Genomic DNA, 16,138 nt, shown 5'->3' on the forward strand with positions numbered 1-16,138 from the left:
GTCGCACTGCGCTGCTCCATCGCCAGTTCGTTGTATTCCTCGTGATCAAACCGGCCGTAATTCTCTGATCCATCCGCGTGGAATCGGTCGACAAGAATACTATCAGGATCACCGTCTCCGCTTGACCAATTATTTGTGTTCAGGTCGTAGTCGCCACGTTCCCATCGGTCTGTGGAGACGGTAATCTCCAACGGTTCCTCATAGACATTGACGCCAAGGCTCGACCGACAACGTTCCGCGAGGTACCGGACGGTCTGGTACCGAGGCGGGTCGTAATCTTCGGTATTGATCATCCATTCGAGGTCGCGAATCATACGCTCCTCCGGCAGGTCATCCTGCGTTTCGACGTCTAGTTCTCGTCCATTTTCTCCACCCATACATCCAGCTACACTCGCAGTTGCTAGAGATGCACCAGCGGCACCCATTTTCCGCATAAAGCCCCTACGGCTATCGGAATTCTCGTCACTTGTTGCCATAGTACAAGACGGACTTTCTGTCCAATATTATTAAACTCTTTGGGGGAAACACATGTCCTCAGTATATATGGGTATATAGGACAAAAAATCATATTAAATATGTACCTTTTTGATTAAATAAAGTGAATGCAAATTCATTCTGAGTCTAAATTCAACTTGGAATGAGAGAAGATGACTGGTGTATTTTCCGATCAACGTGTAGAGTGATAACGCCCTCCGGATGCTCAATACACTTCTTGATACGCTGGAAGGGTAATATCAAGCATTGTATTGAGCCCAGAATCCGCCCTGAGTATTTCCCGAACAATATTTGTTACCACTGCTGCCGTCGAGTGGTCCCCATGGTATCCATTGTTAACTGTCACAACTATTTCCTGGTTCCCATTCAATTTGATCTCGTCTCTCGGGCGATTTGCACCGGCATACATCTGGAGGTCCAGTGAGATTTCCTTCCCATTCGCTGTTGTTCCTTTAATTATTTGCCTGACACCGGCAACATTTCCAGTATCTACCTCAGTATATGCGTTTTCTACAGGTGCTTCCGCAATGACTGGTTCGATCGTGCTGGTAACGTCAACTAGTGACCATCCTAAACCATCAGCAACCATTTCCAGCGATTCCCTCGAACCAACATGGCCAGCTCCATCAGCAACTTTCTCCTCAAATGATTCTGGTGAAAGGCCCGCACCAACCTTTTGTTGGAGCGGAATCCGTCTCTGTGACGCATTCTGAATACGAGTAACCGAAACAGATTTTAGGTGTCCGAATGGCGTCGAAAGGAGAGCCGGAAGCACATCCATGACGAATCCTGGATTGATCCCGGTTGCGACACATGCTACTCCGTTCTCCCGTGCAACCTTATCTATTCGCTCAGCAGGTCCGGGGTGCGTCTGCCAAGGATGGCTTAATTCCTCACAGGTTGTGATGACGTTTGATCCTGCTTCAAGTGCTTCAAGGAGTTGGGATTCAGCTTTTTCGACCGACGAAACTGTGGAATGGAAAACCACGTCAGGTGATGTCGGAAGGAGTGATGATGCATCATCAGTAATTTTTGCCTCGCCATCAATTTTAGTTTCACAAATGTCGTCGAGACGCTCTCCTACCTTTGAAGGATCAATATCAACGCCACCGATGAAGTGTATTCCTTTTGAAACGGCGTTGCGAACGATACGCTGACCAATTGGCCCAACTCCGTATTGGACCGCAGTTAGCTTATTTTTGCTATCCATTGTGGATATTCACACCATATTCTTGGAGATGCTCTCCAACACTAATTGGTATGTCAAAACCACACACACATAAATCTATAGGATTGAAAACTACTTTGCCTCCGTCTTCGACTAAATGGAGTAGAATTCTGCGACTAAACCGTTAGTTGTGATTCTAATTCTGATTTAAAATTTTTGATTCCGTCATCGAGGACAGTAACTAGTTCTTGGTGGAGTTCATCATCCGAAATTCGGTATTCAGGTCCACAGATGCTAAAACCACCAATAACAGTCCCTTCGGGGTGCTCAACAGCCATTCCGACGACCCGTTTTCCCGACTGTGATTCTTGATCGTTAATCGCATATCCCCGGTTTCGAACTAACTCTATTTCTTCGAATAGTGCTTCACGAGATGTGATTGAGTAGTCTGTTACACGGGGTAACCCCCATTTCTCAATTATGGCTCTTATTTCCTCATCATTGTATTTTGCAAGAATCGATTTGCCGATTGCAGTTGTGTGTAGGTATTGGTAATATCCTGGGCGATGGCTCGGTTCGCTCATTCCCCCAATTGTGTCATACAACGTGATGAGACGTCCATTTTGCTCAATCCCAAAGTCGACTTCTTCATTGGATTGATTAGCCATCTGGGAAACATGCTTCCCCGCAATCCTATAGAGTTGATTGTGTCCTCTCACATACATCCCGAGATCGTAAAAACGCACACCGAGTTGATATATGTCACCATCTCTGATTATAAGACTATGCTTCATTAATGTAGAAAGGTGCTTGTAAACTGTGCTTATTGAGAGGTCAAGTGCCTCTGCAAGCTCATTAGCTCGTAACCCATTTTGCCGTTGAATCTCCTCTATAACTCGAATCGAGGTTTCCGTTGTGGATAGTATTTGATTGTCGTTGGTCATATCAACACCTATGTTTCCAGGGCCTTCTATTTTATGTATGGTGGAATACTAACCTTGATGACATCATTCTTCCTAAATTCATGACTGATACACACTATCATGAGGTTGTATGTGTGTAGAACCTTCTCCCAAATCAGATGATTCCATGTATTATAGAATATTCGATTTTGACTTGTAGAGGCACGATACTTCTGACTTCGACTATGGGTACCAACAGAGATATGCTATTCCGAGAAATACCCTAGAGTATAATTACAACTGTACTGTTGTAATACATCTATGGGTCTATCATTTAATGACATGAATTTCACTATGCGTGGAATCAATTTGGGTATAGAGAGATAGCGATGCTACTAATTGACTAACGAGCTTACTGATAATACCTATAGGAGGGATAATAAACAAAAGTTATATAATGTGGATTGAAGGGAGGTATTAACTACAAATCAACTCTAATAACGGCTCCATCTTTTATGAACTCCGTTCCATATGGCGATGAAAGTTCTTTAAGATCTGAGACGACATGATCGGTGATTTCTGGCCCAGCGAGTACTGGACGGCCGCGTTGAGGCCGTGATCGTTTGTGACCAAGATCTAGAGGGAGAAGTTTAATTGACTCAATACCATCTTCGGTAAACTCACAGATTGGAAGTGCTGACTCCCAGAATTTCCGATCGGCAGTGAACCCTTGTCGCTGATCTTCATCACCGAAGATCCGTTCATCGAAAAGATCTGCTGGTAGTGACTGATGACGATCGAGATCATACCGATCGTAGATTTCTGTGGGTAGGTTTGGGATCGTCTCGTTCTGCATAAAGAAGTTTCCGAGACTGTAGAAGATCGGCGCTTCTTTGTAGACCTCAATTCCCCGGAGAACGTGTGGCCCATGCCCAATAAACCCGTCAGCGCCAGTATCAATACAACTTCGCGCGAAAGACTCCAAAAACTGTGGAACAGTGTCGTCATTGAATGACCCATCTGTTCCTTCATGTGTGTGAAGACTGACAAATACCCAGTCAGCTTGGCGGTTTGCAGCCTGAATCTGCTTCTTGATTGACTTTACATCTTCTTCATTTACCTCTCGACGAACATCAAAACGATCTCCCGCTTCAAACTGCAGATTTGTCTCTCCACCTATATTGAGGAATGTGAAAGCGTCAATACCTCCTCCCGGCACTCGGAATCCGAGATCGCGTTTGCGGTCTTTAATCGCTTCCAGACCGAGTTCTTTGCTGGCTTTGACGAGTTCGTTATGGAAATCCTCAGGAACCGTGTATCGTGTCTTGAGGTGAAGAGGGGAGATTCCAGGTCTGCCCTGCATATCCGGCCGTTGGATCCCTGCTTCAGTCCCTGTGGTGATTGTCGTACATGCTGATATGAGTGCGACCCGGCCCTTTGGTGTATCGAGATAAGTCGGTGCTCGAGCCTGTGCAAGGTTCCTACCCATGCCGGCATAGCTCATATTCCGCTCCTCGAGAGCTTGCATCGTTGCCTCCATACCTCCGTGCGAGAAGTCTCCCGCGTGATTTGTCGCTGCAGCGTACAAATTAAAGCCTGCCCATTTCAGCTCGTCTGCAATCCCTGGAGGTGCTTGCATATATGTTCCTCCACTCTGAGCGGCAGGATACCCTTCGAAATCGTGGAGGAGGACTTCAAGATTTGCGAACGAAACGTCTTGATCCTGAATATGACTGATCAGCTTACTAAATGGTTCCTCATCGTATACAGAGAATTCTTGTGTTACGATTGCATCACCGACAGCCGTGAACGTTAATGGTTTCTTCTCCATCTCCATCCAATGATATAGATAATATATATTGGTATATGATGTAGGGGTAATTTCTGCCGATATAAGTGCAGAACATACACACTCCGCCAAGAGTAATTTTCGCCCTTACCAGACTGAATACGTCTGTACCACAAACCGGGAGGTCCACGGCGTTCGCCTCTTCTTCTGTCCGGGCACGGACAGCCGAACGGTGCAGCAAACATCAATTTCCCTTACGCTCCCTTTCGGTCGCGTGGAATCAGTTACATTCGAACACTCGATGATCAGTGAGGATCAGCCCCCTTACGTGGGCATAAACCACTTGTCGCACTACGTCTTACGCCTCTTCTTTGCAGGGGCTTTGAGAAGTTGCTAACAGTGGCTTCACACCTTGTAATGGATTGATGGGATTTCATCAAATAGCGTTTCCGCTCTTGGGAAACGTTGTCCCCCTAAAGCATTCTAATTTGCCATTTGTGCTCGTGGCATACGTGGAGCAGGCACAGTCCCAGACCTTCAGGCCGTAGAGACTGCCCATGCGCGAATGGATACTTCGATTCGGTCAATAAGGCCAGTCGCCGGCGACACGCATGGGTTCTTCTAACCCTTCTTCGCGGAGTTCGTCCGCGATACTCTCGGGCGTTCGATGGTCAATTGGCTCGTTCGCTGCCAGCTGTTCGACGATAAGACTGGCAAGAATTCCGTGCTCACGAATCGCGCGCACGTCAGTTTTGTCCAGCGTATCGGCGTAGGTGTGGCCAAACCCACGGCCCTGGCCAGTTTCCGATTGGAGTTGGACACCGGGAATACCTCGCTGTACGAACGGCCAGTGATCGCTGTGAGTGTTCACCCCTGAGACGATTCGAACTGGATGTCTGAGCGAGTCAATAACGTCTGTGATGACCTCCTGCATCTTGGGGAACCCACACGTTTTCGCGATGAGATCTCGAGCGCGTCCCGCGCCATCGCAGTTGACGATTCCAAGAACGTTCTCGAGATCGGTGTTTTTCGCATACTTCATAGAGCCGACGAGCCCAAATTCTTCGGCTCCAAAGCCAATCAGAGTCACTTTTCGTTCGAGATCACCTTCACGGTCCGCCAGCGCTCGCGCGACCTCACAAAGGACGGCGACCCCAGAGGCATTATCGAGTGCCCCCTCCGAGATGTCGTGGCCATCGACGTGGGCGCCGACGAGCACTGTTTCTTCAGTATCCGGCCCGAGCGTCCCCACGACGTTACGTGACTCGCCGTTGCCTACGTCAACATCGACTGTCACGTTCCCCTCGATCGTTCCCTCAGAGGCGTATAGATGGAGTCGTTCACCGACTTCCTTGGAGACGCCGACCGCTGGGATCGGCCCCATCACATCCTCGCCACCGCCGAGCGATCCTGTTGGTGGGAGACAGCCCTCAACGTGGTTTTGATAAATGAACGCTGCTGCTCCAGCGTTGTACGCGTGAAAGTATTTCTCACGTCGGTGCATCCACCGGTCGTGATGTTTCGGAACATCCGAACGAGCGACAACGATCTTCCCTTCCAGGTCTGCCTCCTCGAAATCTTCGGGAAGTCCGTACCCGAGGTGAACGATTTCCTCAGATATCTCGCCAGCTGGTGAGCCAGGTAAGGCAATAGCTTCGAAGTTGTTGTCGGAGGGGGCTGATGTCGACACGCTCGAATCCTTTCGCTCCCATTTCGTGAGTTCGAACGTCTGTTCGTGGACATCGTGAACGCCTATCTCCTCAAAAGCCTGGGAGAGGCAAGCGTGACCTTGGCGCTCACCGTCACTTCCACCGAGCCGGTTCCCGATCTCTGCAAGCTGATAAAGGATGCCCCAGCCGATGTCTGAGGTGTAACTACGTCCGATCCAGTCTGTTCTGTTTGCCATAGTGAACGGATCACACAGAATAACTAATAAGTAACGACGAAGGAACTATCCTCCGGCATGTTCTAACTCTGTGCGTGAACGATATACCACGACCAGGAGAGAGCGGAGACAGCGAGCAACGGCGTCGCCCGTCGCCATTAGGTCATGGCCTCGCGAAGATATCATTGGGTATTTCTATACTAATTGCTGCGATTGGGTTCCTCTATTTTTACTTGCAAGCGGAGTACATCACCGCTGTCGGGGTTGCGGTGGTCTTTCTTCTCGGCGGCTGGGAATATCGCCGCCGACTCCAGGACACAGAAGCCGCCATGGAGTATGAGGCTGACGCTGAATCCCGAAAGGATCGCCGAAGACAATGACACTGAAGTGAACGATGCGATTGCAAGTGTAACCGAGAAGTACAATTTTATTGAATTGTGTATGTTAACCAATGCCAAAATACGTGGTTTGTGGTATCAATGTACACATTACAACCGTATATTTGTAAAAATATAGTTAGTCAGTCTGAACATCCCTCTCGTGAAGAACGTCATCTGCACGTTTGAGAGCTGTAGTGACAACTGCAACTAGTTGCACGCTGATCGGACTCCGCGGTTCCCGTTCATTTCACTCGCGGGTCACGCTGTTCCCCGCTCGCCATCCGCGGTTCTCACTCACTTCGTTCGTTCCGAACCGCGCTCGCTCCGAACCGCGCTGCCGTCGTTCGATCAGGTGTGCAGTGACTTGCAGTGGCTACTACCTACAGATCGACTCTGAGAACAGGCCCATCTTCCGTGAATTCGGTTCCATATTGCGACGAAAGTTCGTTGACAGTTGCGAAGACGTAATCAGTAACGTCTGGCCCAGCGAGCATTGGACGACCACGTTGAGGCCGCGACCGCTCATACCCAAGATCTAAGGGGAGAAGTTCAATTGACTCAACACCATCTTCACCGAATTCGCAGATTGGAAGTACTGATTCCCAGAACTTCCGATCAGCCGTGAATCCTTGGCGCTGCTGTTCATCGTTGAAGATTCGCTCATCAAAAAGATCAGCTGGCAATGACTGGTAGGGGTCGAGGTCATACCGATCGTAGATCTCTGCAGGTAGGTTCGGGACTGTCTCGTTTTGCATGAAGAAATTCCCGAGACTGTAGAAAATCGGCGCTCCCCTGTAGATCTCGACCCCTCGAAGAACGTGTGGACCGTGTCCAATGAATCCATCAGCACCAGCATCAATACAGTCTCTTGCGAACGATTCCAAAAACTGTGGGACAGTATCGTCATTGCGAGACCCACCCGTCCCTTCATGCGAATGAAGACTGATAAATACCCAATCTGCTTGGCGCTTCGCGGCCTGAATTTGCTTCGTAATCGACTCTGCATCTTCGTCATTAACCTCCTGATGGATATCGAAACGATCGCCCAACTCAAACTGTAGATCTGTCTCTCCTCCTATATTGAGAAACGTAAACCCGTCACTATCCTCACCTGGAACCTGGAATCCGAGCTCTCGTTTCCGGTCTTTGATTGCTTCGAGACCAAGCTTCTTGCTGGCGTGGATAAGCTCCTCATGGAACTCCTCAGGAACTGTATACCGTGTCTGGAGATGAAGAGGGGAAATTCCAGGCCGACCCTGCATATCCGGCCGTTGGAGTCCGGCTTCCGTTCCTGTTGTAATTGTCGTACATGCTGAGATAAGCGCTACTCGTCCTTTTGGGGTATCCAGAAACGTCGGGGCACGAGCTTGTGCAAGATTTCGCCCCATGCCGGCATAACTCATGTTCCGCTCCTCGAGGGCTTGCATTGTTGCCTCCATCCCCCCGTGTGAGAAGTCTCCCGCGTGGTTTGTCGCTGCAGAGAACAGGTTAAACCCTGCCCACGTAAGCTCGTCTGCAATCTCTGGTGGGGCTTGCATGTATGTTCCCCCACTCTGAGCAGCAGGATAGCCTTCGAAATTGTGGAGAAGGACTTCTAGATTTGCAACGGAAACATCTTGATCTTGTATCCGCTCAATTAGCTCATTAAATGACTCCTCCTCATAAACTGAAAACTCCTGTGTGACAATCGCATCACCAACGGCTGTGAATGTTAATGGGTTCTTTTGCATATAACCACCATCATCAATATGACATAGCTTGGTAGATAACATCACGGTAATTTATGCCGATACTAGTGTAGGTCGTATATCGCATCCTGCCATTGAATGGCCTAGCTTGGCACTTCTGCTGGCGTCTATTTTCTGCGGACTGCCTACCAAGGAGTTGCGAAGGCAACCAACGCGCATCTGGAGGGGATGAAACCGGTTTCCGACCATGGGGCCCTTTGCGATTCGAGTAGGGTTTGCTGACTCGATGGAAATTCTGCTATATCCCATGAGAGCGTGAAACAAGTATGGGACGCAAGAGACCGAGTTGTATTCCGTGCCCGAGAGCACGTGCTGCTGACTGGTCCGAGTGCGTAGGAAGCCGAGTCCTGGGCATTACAGCCCGACTGCCGCCAGGAGCGGCAGTCGGGAAAGCCCGCATAGGTGAATCTCTGTTTCACGCACCGGCGTTCCAAGGTGAGTCCAATGTTCATTGGAATCGACGTACACAAGCGGTACTCACAGATCGCAGTACTGGACAAAAACGGTGAAATCGTCGAAGAGGTTCGCGTCGAAAACGCGAACCTCGACGACTTTGCCCAGCGGTACGCTGGGTCCAAAGCCGCGCTTGAAGCCACCAGCAACTACTACCACATCCACGATACGCTTTCAGCGTATCTGGATGTGACTGTCGCTAACCCCAGCGAATTGAAGCTGATCTCTGACTCGGATAAGAAAACTGACCGCGTTGATGCGAAACAACTCGCTCGAATGCTTCGGTTAGGCTCGGTTCCAGAAAGCTACGTTCCAACCGACGAGGTTCGGCGAGCTTCATCATTTCCGAACGGTAGTCGAACCTGAGGTGCGGTTCTTAGCCTTACCCAATCGGGACACGTTCTATTCAAGTCGAGTCTTCGACCTGACCGAGCCGGTCACCGTTACCAAACCGGATGTCGGTGACCGTCACCAGTCGATGGTCGTCCTCAATGAGGACGCGTATGTGAAAGAGACGCACCACGATCCTGGCGAGTACACGTTGACCCAGGACGAGATCGGGACGCGGTACACGTGGGTCATGATCCGCACGTTCGTCGACCCGACCGATCCGGACGACGTAGAGACCGTCCATGGATTACAGGACGAACTCGCAGTGAGCCAGGACTCGACCGGCACGTTCGAGGTCCCCAACTGGGACCGCCAAGCACACGACGAACTCTTCGCCGCGCTCGTCACACTCATGAAAACGATGGACGACTTCGGCGACGGAATTGGCGACGTCGATGAGGTCAACCCCGTGGAGTACTTGCTCGTTAGTGTGACACCGAGCGGAGTTCCGCAGCCAGACACGATCTATATGCCAGAGGCCCCCGACCAGAACGACGGCGACACGCCACACACACTCACCGTCGATGATGTCCCCGTCGACGGATTCTGGTCGGTCACCGTCTACAACAGAGACGGACTTCTCGAGGAAAACGAGTACGACGCGTACTCGTTCAACAACGTGACTGCAGAGCCGGACGACGACGGCAGTATCACGATCCACTTCGGCGGTGACCCCGATCAACCGAACTACCTCTACATCCCGGAGGACTGGTTCTACCTGGTCCGGCTCTAGGGGCCCCGCGAGGAGATTCTCGACGGGAGCTATCAGTTCCCCGAAGCCGAGCCGCTCGAGTGAGGAAAGCGCACAGATTTCTGCCATGACATCCCCGTTGGCGGTTGAGTCGCCGCGGTGTCGATCACTCCTCAAAATTCACTAACGCCTTCGAGAGTATGCGGGTTGCTTTTTCGATTGCCTCTGGTTTTGTTGCTTCAGCCGGATTGTGGCTGATACCGTTGATACTTGGAACGAAAACCATCCCTGTTGGAATCCCAGCTAATTGGAAATTCATAGCATCGTGTCCGCCGCCACTCGGGAGACAACAATACGCAGCGCCACTTGTTTCGGCACTTTGCTCGAGAACAGTAACAAACTCTGAGTCGAGCTGAACCGGTTCAGATCGATCGAGAAGTTCGATCTCGGTTCTTAGCTCGCGGTCATCTGCAATTGTTTCGATTGTATCTACAATGCGATTCTCAATCGTATCGCGATAGTCCTCCTCTTTGCTCCGAATATCAATCGGGAAAGAAACCTCTCCACAGACCTTGTTTATTGCACCATTGACCGTTGTGATATCGCCAACAGTAGCAACCAAATCTCCATCAGTAGCGGCAGTTGTCGCAACTGATTCGATTGCTGTTATCATCTCGGCAGCACCGCTCAGTGCGTCACACCGTAGCTCCATCGGAGTTGCACCAGAGTGATCATGGTCTCCAGTTACGGTGACACGACATCTCACAGGTGCACGAATACTAGTGACAAGGCCAACATCTAACTCCCGTTCATCAAGCACTCGACCCTGTTCAATGTGGAGTTCCAGGAATCCCGTAATTCGTTCGGTATTGATCGTTGGATTAGAGAGATTTTCGGGCTCAAACCCTTGTGATTGCATCGCATGCCATAGCGGGACATCATTTTGATCAGTAGCTGAGAAATCTTCCACTTCGAGTTGACCGAGTGCACCCCGGCTTCCGACTGTATGTTGCCCAAACCGAGCGGACTCCTCGTTCCGAAAAATCGCGAGAGTTGGTGGGTGCGCTGGTTCACACTCGGAACTATATACTGCTTCAATTGCTTCGATTGCAGTAACCACACCCAGGGTCCCATCAAGACGTCCGCCATTGTATACAGAATCAAGATGACTACCGATATAGATCGAGTCTGACGCCTCCGGCTCTCGAGTTGCGAAGAGATTTCCCATTGAGTCTTCCGTGACTGAATAGCTACTGGAGAGTTCAGTCCGGATATAGGAGAACGCGTCTGACTCTTCGTCTGTATACGCTAGACGAGTGACACCTCCTTTTTGCGTTTGCCCAATTTCCCAGAGGTCATCAAGACGGCGTTCAATGCGATCGCGATCAATTACTTGGACCATGGGTTTGAGACTTATACTCACGGTCCCGCATTTGATAATGTTTTCTCCCAAAGAGTGTCTGATTGCCTTTCAAAACACAGGTAGTAGCTTTGGTTGTGATTGTCGTATTCAAACGACACTAACTATTATAGTGGTAGAGTCGATAGTATATATATGGTAAATATCAGCACATTTATTGAAGAAAGTGGCGCGATTAAGCGTGGAAGTTTTAAGCTCACCAATGGTTTCCTCACAGACTATTATATTGATAAGTATGCATTTGAAACGGATCCAGAAATTCTCCACGTAATTGCTTCTGAAATTGCTGACAAAATATCTACGGACGAGATCGATGTTATTGCTGGCCCTGCCCTCGGTGCAATTCCCCTTGTTACTGCTGTCTCGCTGAAAACTGGCATTCCGGCGGCTTACATTCGGAAAGGAGAAAAACACACAGGAACGCAGGCACGAGTCGAAGGAGAAATCGGGAAAGGGAAACGAGTTGCAGTAGTCGAAGACGTAACGACAACTGGGCAGACCATCCTTGAGACTACTGAATTAGTCCAAGAGGTAGGAGGGGTTGTTGAGAGACTTATCGTCGTCGTAGACCGGAATGAAGATGCTGTCGAAAATGTTGCTGATAGGGGGTATGAACTGGAGTATTTAGTTCGCGTTGGGGAAGATTTCGATATATCTGATCAATAGGGATTTGCGTGAAGGTCGTGCGATCGAACTCCGTCCTCATACCTATCACTGATATATACGGTGAACCAACCTAGAATAGAAACAATTCCATCTCTCTCGTCGAGTTCGTTATACGAAATACAGGAGAGACTCACGTTTTTGGCCGCGGGATGCTTCCGTTACCCGTAGTGTTGGTCACGAGCGTTGGCCCCAGCACGAAGCATCGAGACGGTTGCTTCGTACGCATCGACGTATCGCTTGGCTTCGACCGTCGTCGTGCGATCGTCGACGCATTCGACACCGGGAGTGCGGCCGGCACCAGCTGCATGATTCGTCGCGGACCAGTCCGCCGAAATGGTGACCGGGGAGTCCGAGCGCGAGACAGGCATTGTGTCCGCGTTCTTCACGGCGCGGCAAGCCGCAGTACGAATGTCCGGACGCGTTTCGTCGGGCGAGCGGCAGTTCGCACTGAATCGATCGATACCGTCTTTGACGACCACGGTTTCGACTGGTTCCCCCATCTCTTCTCGAGCTTCGGAGGCGGTCGCATCGTCCCCGGTGGCGAGTTCCACAGGAACGTCGAGCGAGCCGGCAAAACAGGCGTTCCATCCTAACTCACCCACTTCACGACCGTTGACTCGGAGTCGCACTAGCTCGTGTCCCATGAAGGTGTGGTTGAGAACGGCGCCGGCAGTCCCTGCCTTGGCGTGGTAACCGACGAACAACGCGAGGTCGTGATCCGACGAACAGCCTTGCATCATCGACCGCGGCTTGGTGTTCCCCTGATAAGCGTGGCTTCGCCGTGGAGGCTCGCTCGAGGCAAGTTCGTCATCGTTGCGTGGGCGTCGTTGACGAGCACCGAATCGGCCCCGCCCTCGAGTGCGCCCTCGATCGCTGCGTTCACGTCGTCGACGAACAACGACTGGGTGTCGGAGTACGCCGTTTCGTCCTGGACGACATCGGTCGGTGCAGCAATGCCAGTGACACCTTTCATGTCGGCGGAAACGAAGACATCCATACTTGCTGAACGGAGTGACGTATCAAAAACAATGAGGAGGAATGACTATCGCGATCGATGTCTCGGATGAGCGGTCATGGATCCACAAACACCTCCACAAGGCAGAAACCGAATTGTTGGACAACGAGCAACTGTAGAGTGAAGGGTATGGATCAGTCGAACTCGGAGCTATCCGTCGACAGGATTGTCTGTGCCGCTCGCTCCAGAATCTCAAGCCCGTCTCTCGCCTCGTCAAGGTCGACATACTCATCGACAGTGTGTGCCTGGGCCAAACTCCCTGGCCCCCACGTGATTGCTGGAATGTCGGCGTGGTTGATGAACTCACGTACGTCAGTTGATGCCCAAATCCCCCATGGGTCCGGTGACGCATTCGTCGCTGCCACCGAGTGTTCACGGAAGACTTCCGCTAACGGATGGTCGACCGGGATTTCCGCTGAGGAATACGTCTCGGCGCGGTCCCACGTAGCTTCGATACCATGGTCGCGGTTGAGTTCCGAGACGAGTTGTTCGATCTCGTCATCTATCGCATCGATCGTCTCGTCGGGGAGAATCCGCCGATCGAGGGTGACAGCCGTCCGATCTGCGAGCACAGCTTTATTCGATCCTTCACCCGAACTGATCTGGGTAACAGTGGCATACGCTTGCCCACAGAGCGAATCACGTCGCTCGCGGAGGCTGGCGTCGTAGTCGTTCAATCTGGCAAGAACCGGTCGAACGTGGTCGATTGGATTCGTCCCTCGATCAGGGTCGCTCGCGTGTGCGGGCTCTCCAGGCCAAGAAATCTCGTACCACGCCATTCCTTTTCGCTGGTTGCGACACGACACTGCGTCGGTTCGAGCACGACGCCGACATCGCCGTCGAAACCCGCATCGAGAAGCGATTTGGTTCCGGGATCGGCCGTCTCCTCGCCTATTGCAGCATGGACGACAATCGAACCATCCAAGCTCCCGTTCTCGATAGCCGATCGGAGGTTGAGTGCCGTGAGCATGGCAATGGCGATGGCTGTCTTCATGTCGACACTCCCACGGCCATAGAGTCGACCGTCCTCGATGACGCCGCCGTAGGGAGGATACGTCCACTCGTCATGATCGCCCGCAGGGACGACGCCCAAGTGCCCGTTCAACACCAGCGTAGGACGGCCGGCTCCGATTCGTGCGCCAACCTGCTGGCGGTCGGGATTGGGTTCGTCAACCAGCGTCGACTCAATCCCGTGGTGTGTGAACCAGCCGTGGACGTACTCGGCGCACGCACTCTCGTTCCCCGGTGGGTTCTCGGATTCGATGCGAACCAGCGTGGCGGCGAGCGACGGAAGATCAGTCGGATACCGCTACACCCGGTGATGAGGGCCGTTTTACTCATGCGGTAATCACACCGTAGCAGCGGATAGATCAGGGGGCGAGCTAGAAGTCTCGGTTACTGTCCCTAAGAACAGACTGTAACTGCGACCCCTACAATTGAATCTGATTCGGTATAGAACACTCTAACGACTATAGACACCTCTGTCGGATCTCTCCCACTGTTTTAGCCACGGGTCTCCTTCTTGCATCTCTGTGAACTTCTTCGGAACCCTACAGCGTTTGTGACGTTAACTGCGAGCAGTGTATAGCTCGTCGTAAATTTCACCGGTGCGACCGCGTCGATGTAGTCGCCGACGGTTTCAGGTTCGAACGCTTGTGAATCGAACGCTGGAGAAGCACCCAACAGGCAGAACCATTATTCCTTCTCCACCCCTCCTTCACCCTAATGGGCTACTGGAACCGAATCCCTTCTGTTCTTGGCGGAAGAAGACTCATTCTACTCCTCGGCGCGCTCTATATCCTCATTGCTATCGGACGAGCGACCGTACACACGATCTCGGGTACACCAATTACTCCCATACTTGTCATAACTACTTTTATCGGCGGTTCCGGTCTTGTTCTCTTCGTAGGCGGGTATCGGTTGCCAGAGACGGATGTTCATCCCCAATTTTATTCGACTATTGCAACATGGTGTCTCATTGGCATCGGAACAATGGTCGTAGTTCTCACACTCTATCACGTTCAGCCCGATACCGATATCACGGAGCCGAATCGGTCAGTTCCCATTCTTACAGGGTTTAGTGCCGTTGCTGGATTCGGCGTCGGGACGAACGCTGCAAAAGCGAAAACAAGCACTCTCGAACTCAAACGTCAAAATCGCAAGCTGCAACAAATACAGGACCGACTTGAGGAGTCAAACAACCGTCTTGCAGAATCCAACGAACGACTCGAGCAATTTGCGTACGCCGCATCCCACGATCTTCAAGAGCCGCTTCGAATGGTTTCGAGTTACTTGCGACTCATTGAGAACCGGTACGGTGACGAACTTGACAAGGATGGTGAAGAGTTTCTTGAATACGCGATCGATGGGGCGGAACGAATGAGTGCGATGATCGAAGGATTACTCGAATACTCGCGGGTGGACACACAGGGCAAACCTCTCGAGCCGGTCGATCTCGAGGCCGTGCTTTCCGAGAGCCTCCAGGATCTCGAACTACAAATCGAAGAAAACGATGCCATTATTGAAGTTGAGGAATTGCCGCGCGTGAAGGGAGATGCGAGTCAGTTACGACAGCTTTTCCAGAATCTTATTTCGAACGGGATCGAGTATAGCGGCGACGAACGGCCACGGATCGCTATCTCCGCTGAGCAAAATGGAGAAGAATGCGTCATTTCGGTTCACGACAACGGAATTGGGATCCACCCGGAAGACCAAGACCAGATTTTCGAGGTGTTTCACCGCCTCCATAGTCACGACGAACACGCCGGAACCGGGATCGGACTTGCACTTTGTCAACGGATTGTCGAGCGTCATGGTGGAGAGATTTGGGCTGACTCCGAACCGGGAGAAGGCTCGACGTTTGTATTTACATTACCAGCGGCGACCGATAGAAATTCCGCACAGAGTAGTCCGGTGTTAACCTGAACAGCCAGTTAAACTACCTTACAGAGGCTTCTGATGATTTAGCGCTCTTGGTGTCCAAAGTCGTTTGGCGATATCCCTTCAACTGCGCCCACCTATTTTGCATCTCTCCCCTCAATATGACCGCTTCAAATAGACCCCACGAATACACCCTCGACTCATTGGTCTTTAGCTAAGCCTCAGCAGTCGGTTGGATGGTGGTAGCGAGCTGTTC

The 16,138-nt window shown here is 51.2% G+C and carries 9 protein-coding genes and 4 pseudogenes; 4 read left to right on the top strand and 9 right to left on the bottom strand.

What is annotated here, in order from left to right; all coding sequences use genetic code 11:
* From BBD46_RS02410 to BBD46_RS02435, 6 genes and pseudogenes are all read right to left on the bottom strand, one after another.
* Positions 1-476: pseudogene (locus BBD46_RS02410) on the bottom strand (hypothetical protein); the annotation flags it as partial.
* Between the two features lie 224 nt (positions 477-700).
* Complete coding sequence (locus tag BBD46_RS22040) at positions 701-1,705, bottom strand: dihydrodipicolinate reductase (RefSeq protein ID WP_139173469.1); 1,005 nt, start codon at positions 1,703-1,705, stop codon at positions 701-703.
* Positions 1,706-1,839: 134 nt separating this feature from the next.
* Entirely contained in the window at positions 1,840-2,607 is a 768-nt protein-coding gene (locus BBD46_RS21420; RefSeq protein WP_084777649.1) for an IclR family transcriptional regulator, read from the bottom strand.
* Positions 2,608-3,046: 439 nt separating this feature from the next.
* A complete protein-coding gene (locus BBD46_RS02420) occupies positions 3,047-4,396 on the bottom strand; it encodes a CapA family protein (protein ID WP_071400187.1) in 1,350 nt (449 codons plus the stop codon).
* A 541-nt stretch (positions 4,397-4,937) separates the two neighbouring features.
* Positions 4,938-6,260: a M28 family peptidase gene (locus BBD46_RS02425; RefSeq protein WP_071400180.1), complete on the bottom strand. Its 1,323-nt coding sequence runs from the start codon at positions 6,258-6,260 to the stop codon at positions 4,938-4,940.
* Between the two features lie 739 nt (positions 6,261-6,999).
* Entirely contained in the window at positions 7,000-8,349 is a 1,350-nt protein-coding gene (locus BBD46_RS02435; protein WP_071400181.1) for a CapA family protein, read from the bottom strand.
* A 462-nt stretch (positions 8,350-8,811) separates the two neighbouring features.
* Here BBD46_RS02435 and BBD46_RS02440 point away from each other — a divergent pair.
* A pseudogene (locus tag BBD46_RS02440) lies at positions 8,812-9,183 on the top strand (IS110 family transposase); the annotation flags it as partial.
* A gap of 4 nt (positions 9,184-9,187) precedes the next feature.
* A complete protein-coding gene (locus BBD46_RS02445; protein WP_071400183.1) occupies positions 9,188-9,943 on the top strand; it encodes a DUF1214 domain-containing protein in 756 nt (251 codons plus the stop codon).
* A gap of 124 nt (positions 9,944-10,067) precedes the next feature.
* Here BBD46_RS02445 and BBD46_RS02450 read toward each other — a convergent pair whose 3' ends face one another.
* Positions 10,068-11,303 carry a Zn-dependent hydrolase gene (locus tag BBD46_RS02450; protein ID WP_253184475.1) on the bottom strand — a complete coding sequence of 412 codons (1,236 nt, stop codon included), beginning with the start codon at positions 11,301-11,303 and terminating at the stop codon, positions 10,068-10,070.
* Between the two features lie 153 nt (positions 11,304-11,456).
* On the opposite strand from BBD46_RS02450, the gene pyrE reads away from it, so the two are divergent.
* Positions 11,457-11,987: an orotate phosphoribosyltransferase gene (gene pyrE, locus BBD46_RS02455; RefSeq protein ID WP_071400185.1), complete on the top strand. Its 531-nt coding sequence runs from the start codon at positions 11,457-11,459 to the stop codon at positions 11,985-11,987.
* 158 nt (positions 11,988-12,145) lie between these two features.
* On the opposite strand, the pseudogene BBD46_RS02460 reads toward pyrE, so the two are convergent.
* Both BBD46_RS02460 and BBD46_RS23475 read right to left on the bottom strand, forming a co-directional pair.
* Positions 12,146-12,984 (bottom strand): annotated as a pseudogene (locus tag BBD46_RS02460) (M55 family metallopeptidase).
* Between the two features lie 152 nt (positions 12,985-13,136).
* Positions 13,137-14,275, bottom strand: a pseudogene (locus BBD46_RS23475) (M20 family metallopeptidase).
* A 452-nt stretch (positions 14,276-14,727) separates the two neighbouring features.
* On the opposite strand from BBD46_RS23475, the gene BBD46_RS02470 reads away from it, so the two are divergent.
* Positions 14,728-15,927, top strand: a complete 1,200-nt coding sequence (locus BBD46_RS02470) for an ATP-binding protein (protein ID WP_071400186.1) — start codon at positions 14,728-14,730, stop codon at positions 15,925-15,927.
* Positions 15,928-16,138 lie beyond the last annotated feature (211 nt).

Origin of the sequence: Natrialba sp. SSL1, from assembly GCF_001861355.1 — an archaeon.
GTDB lineage: Archaea > Halobacteriota > Halobacteria > Halobacteriales > Natrialbaceae > Natrialba.

Coding starts and splice junctions, on each gene's coding strand:
- BBD46_RS02470 (WP_071400186.1), top strand. CDS start 14,728: ATGGGCTACTGGAACCGAATCCCTTCTGTTCTTGGCGGAAGAAGACTC.
- BBD46_RS02450 (WP_253184475.1), bottom strand. CDS start 11,303: ATGGTCCAAGTAATTGATCGCGATCGCATTGAACGCCGTCTTGATGAC.
- BBD46_RS22040 (WP_139173469.1), bottom strand. CDS start 1,705: ATGGATAGCAAAAATAAGCTAACTGCGGTCCAATACGGAGTTGGGCCA.
- BBD46_RS02420 (WP_071400187.1), bottom strand. CDS start 4,396: ATGGAGAAGAAACCATTAACGTTCACGGCTGTCGGTGATGCAATCGTA.
- BBD46_RS02435 (WP_071400181.1), bottom strand. CDS start 8,349: ATGCAAAAGAACCCATTAACATTCACAGCCGTTGGTGATGCGATTGTC.
- BBD46_RS02425 (WP_071400180.1), bottom strand. CDS start 6,260: ATGGCAAACAGAACAGACTGGATCGGACGTAGTTACACCTCAGACATC.
- BBD46_RS21420 (WP_084777649.1), bottom strand. CDS start 2,607: ATGACCAACGACAATCAAATACTATCCACAACGGAAACCTCGATTCGA.
- pyrE (WP_071400185.1), top strand. CDS start 11,457: ATGGTAAATATCAGCACATTTATTGAAGAAAGTGGCGCGATTAAGCGT.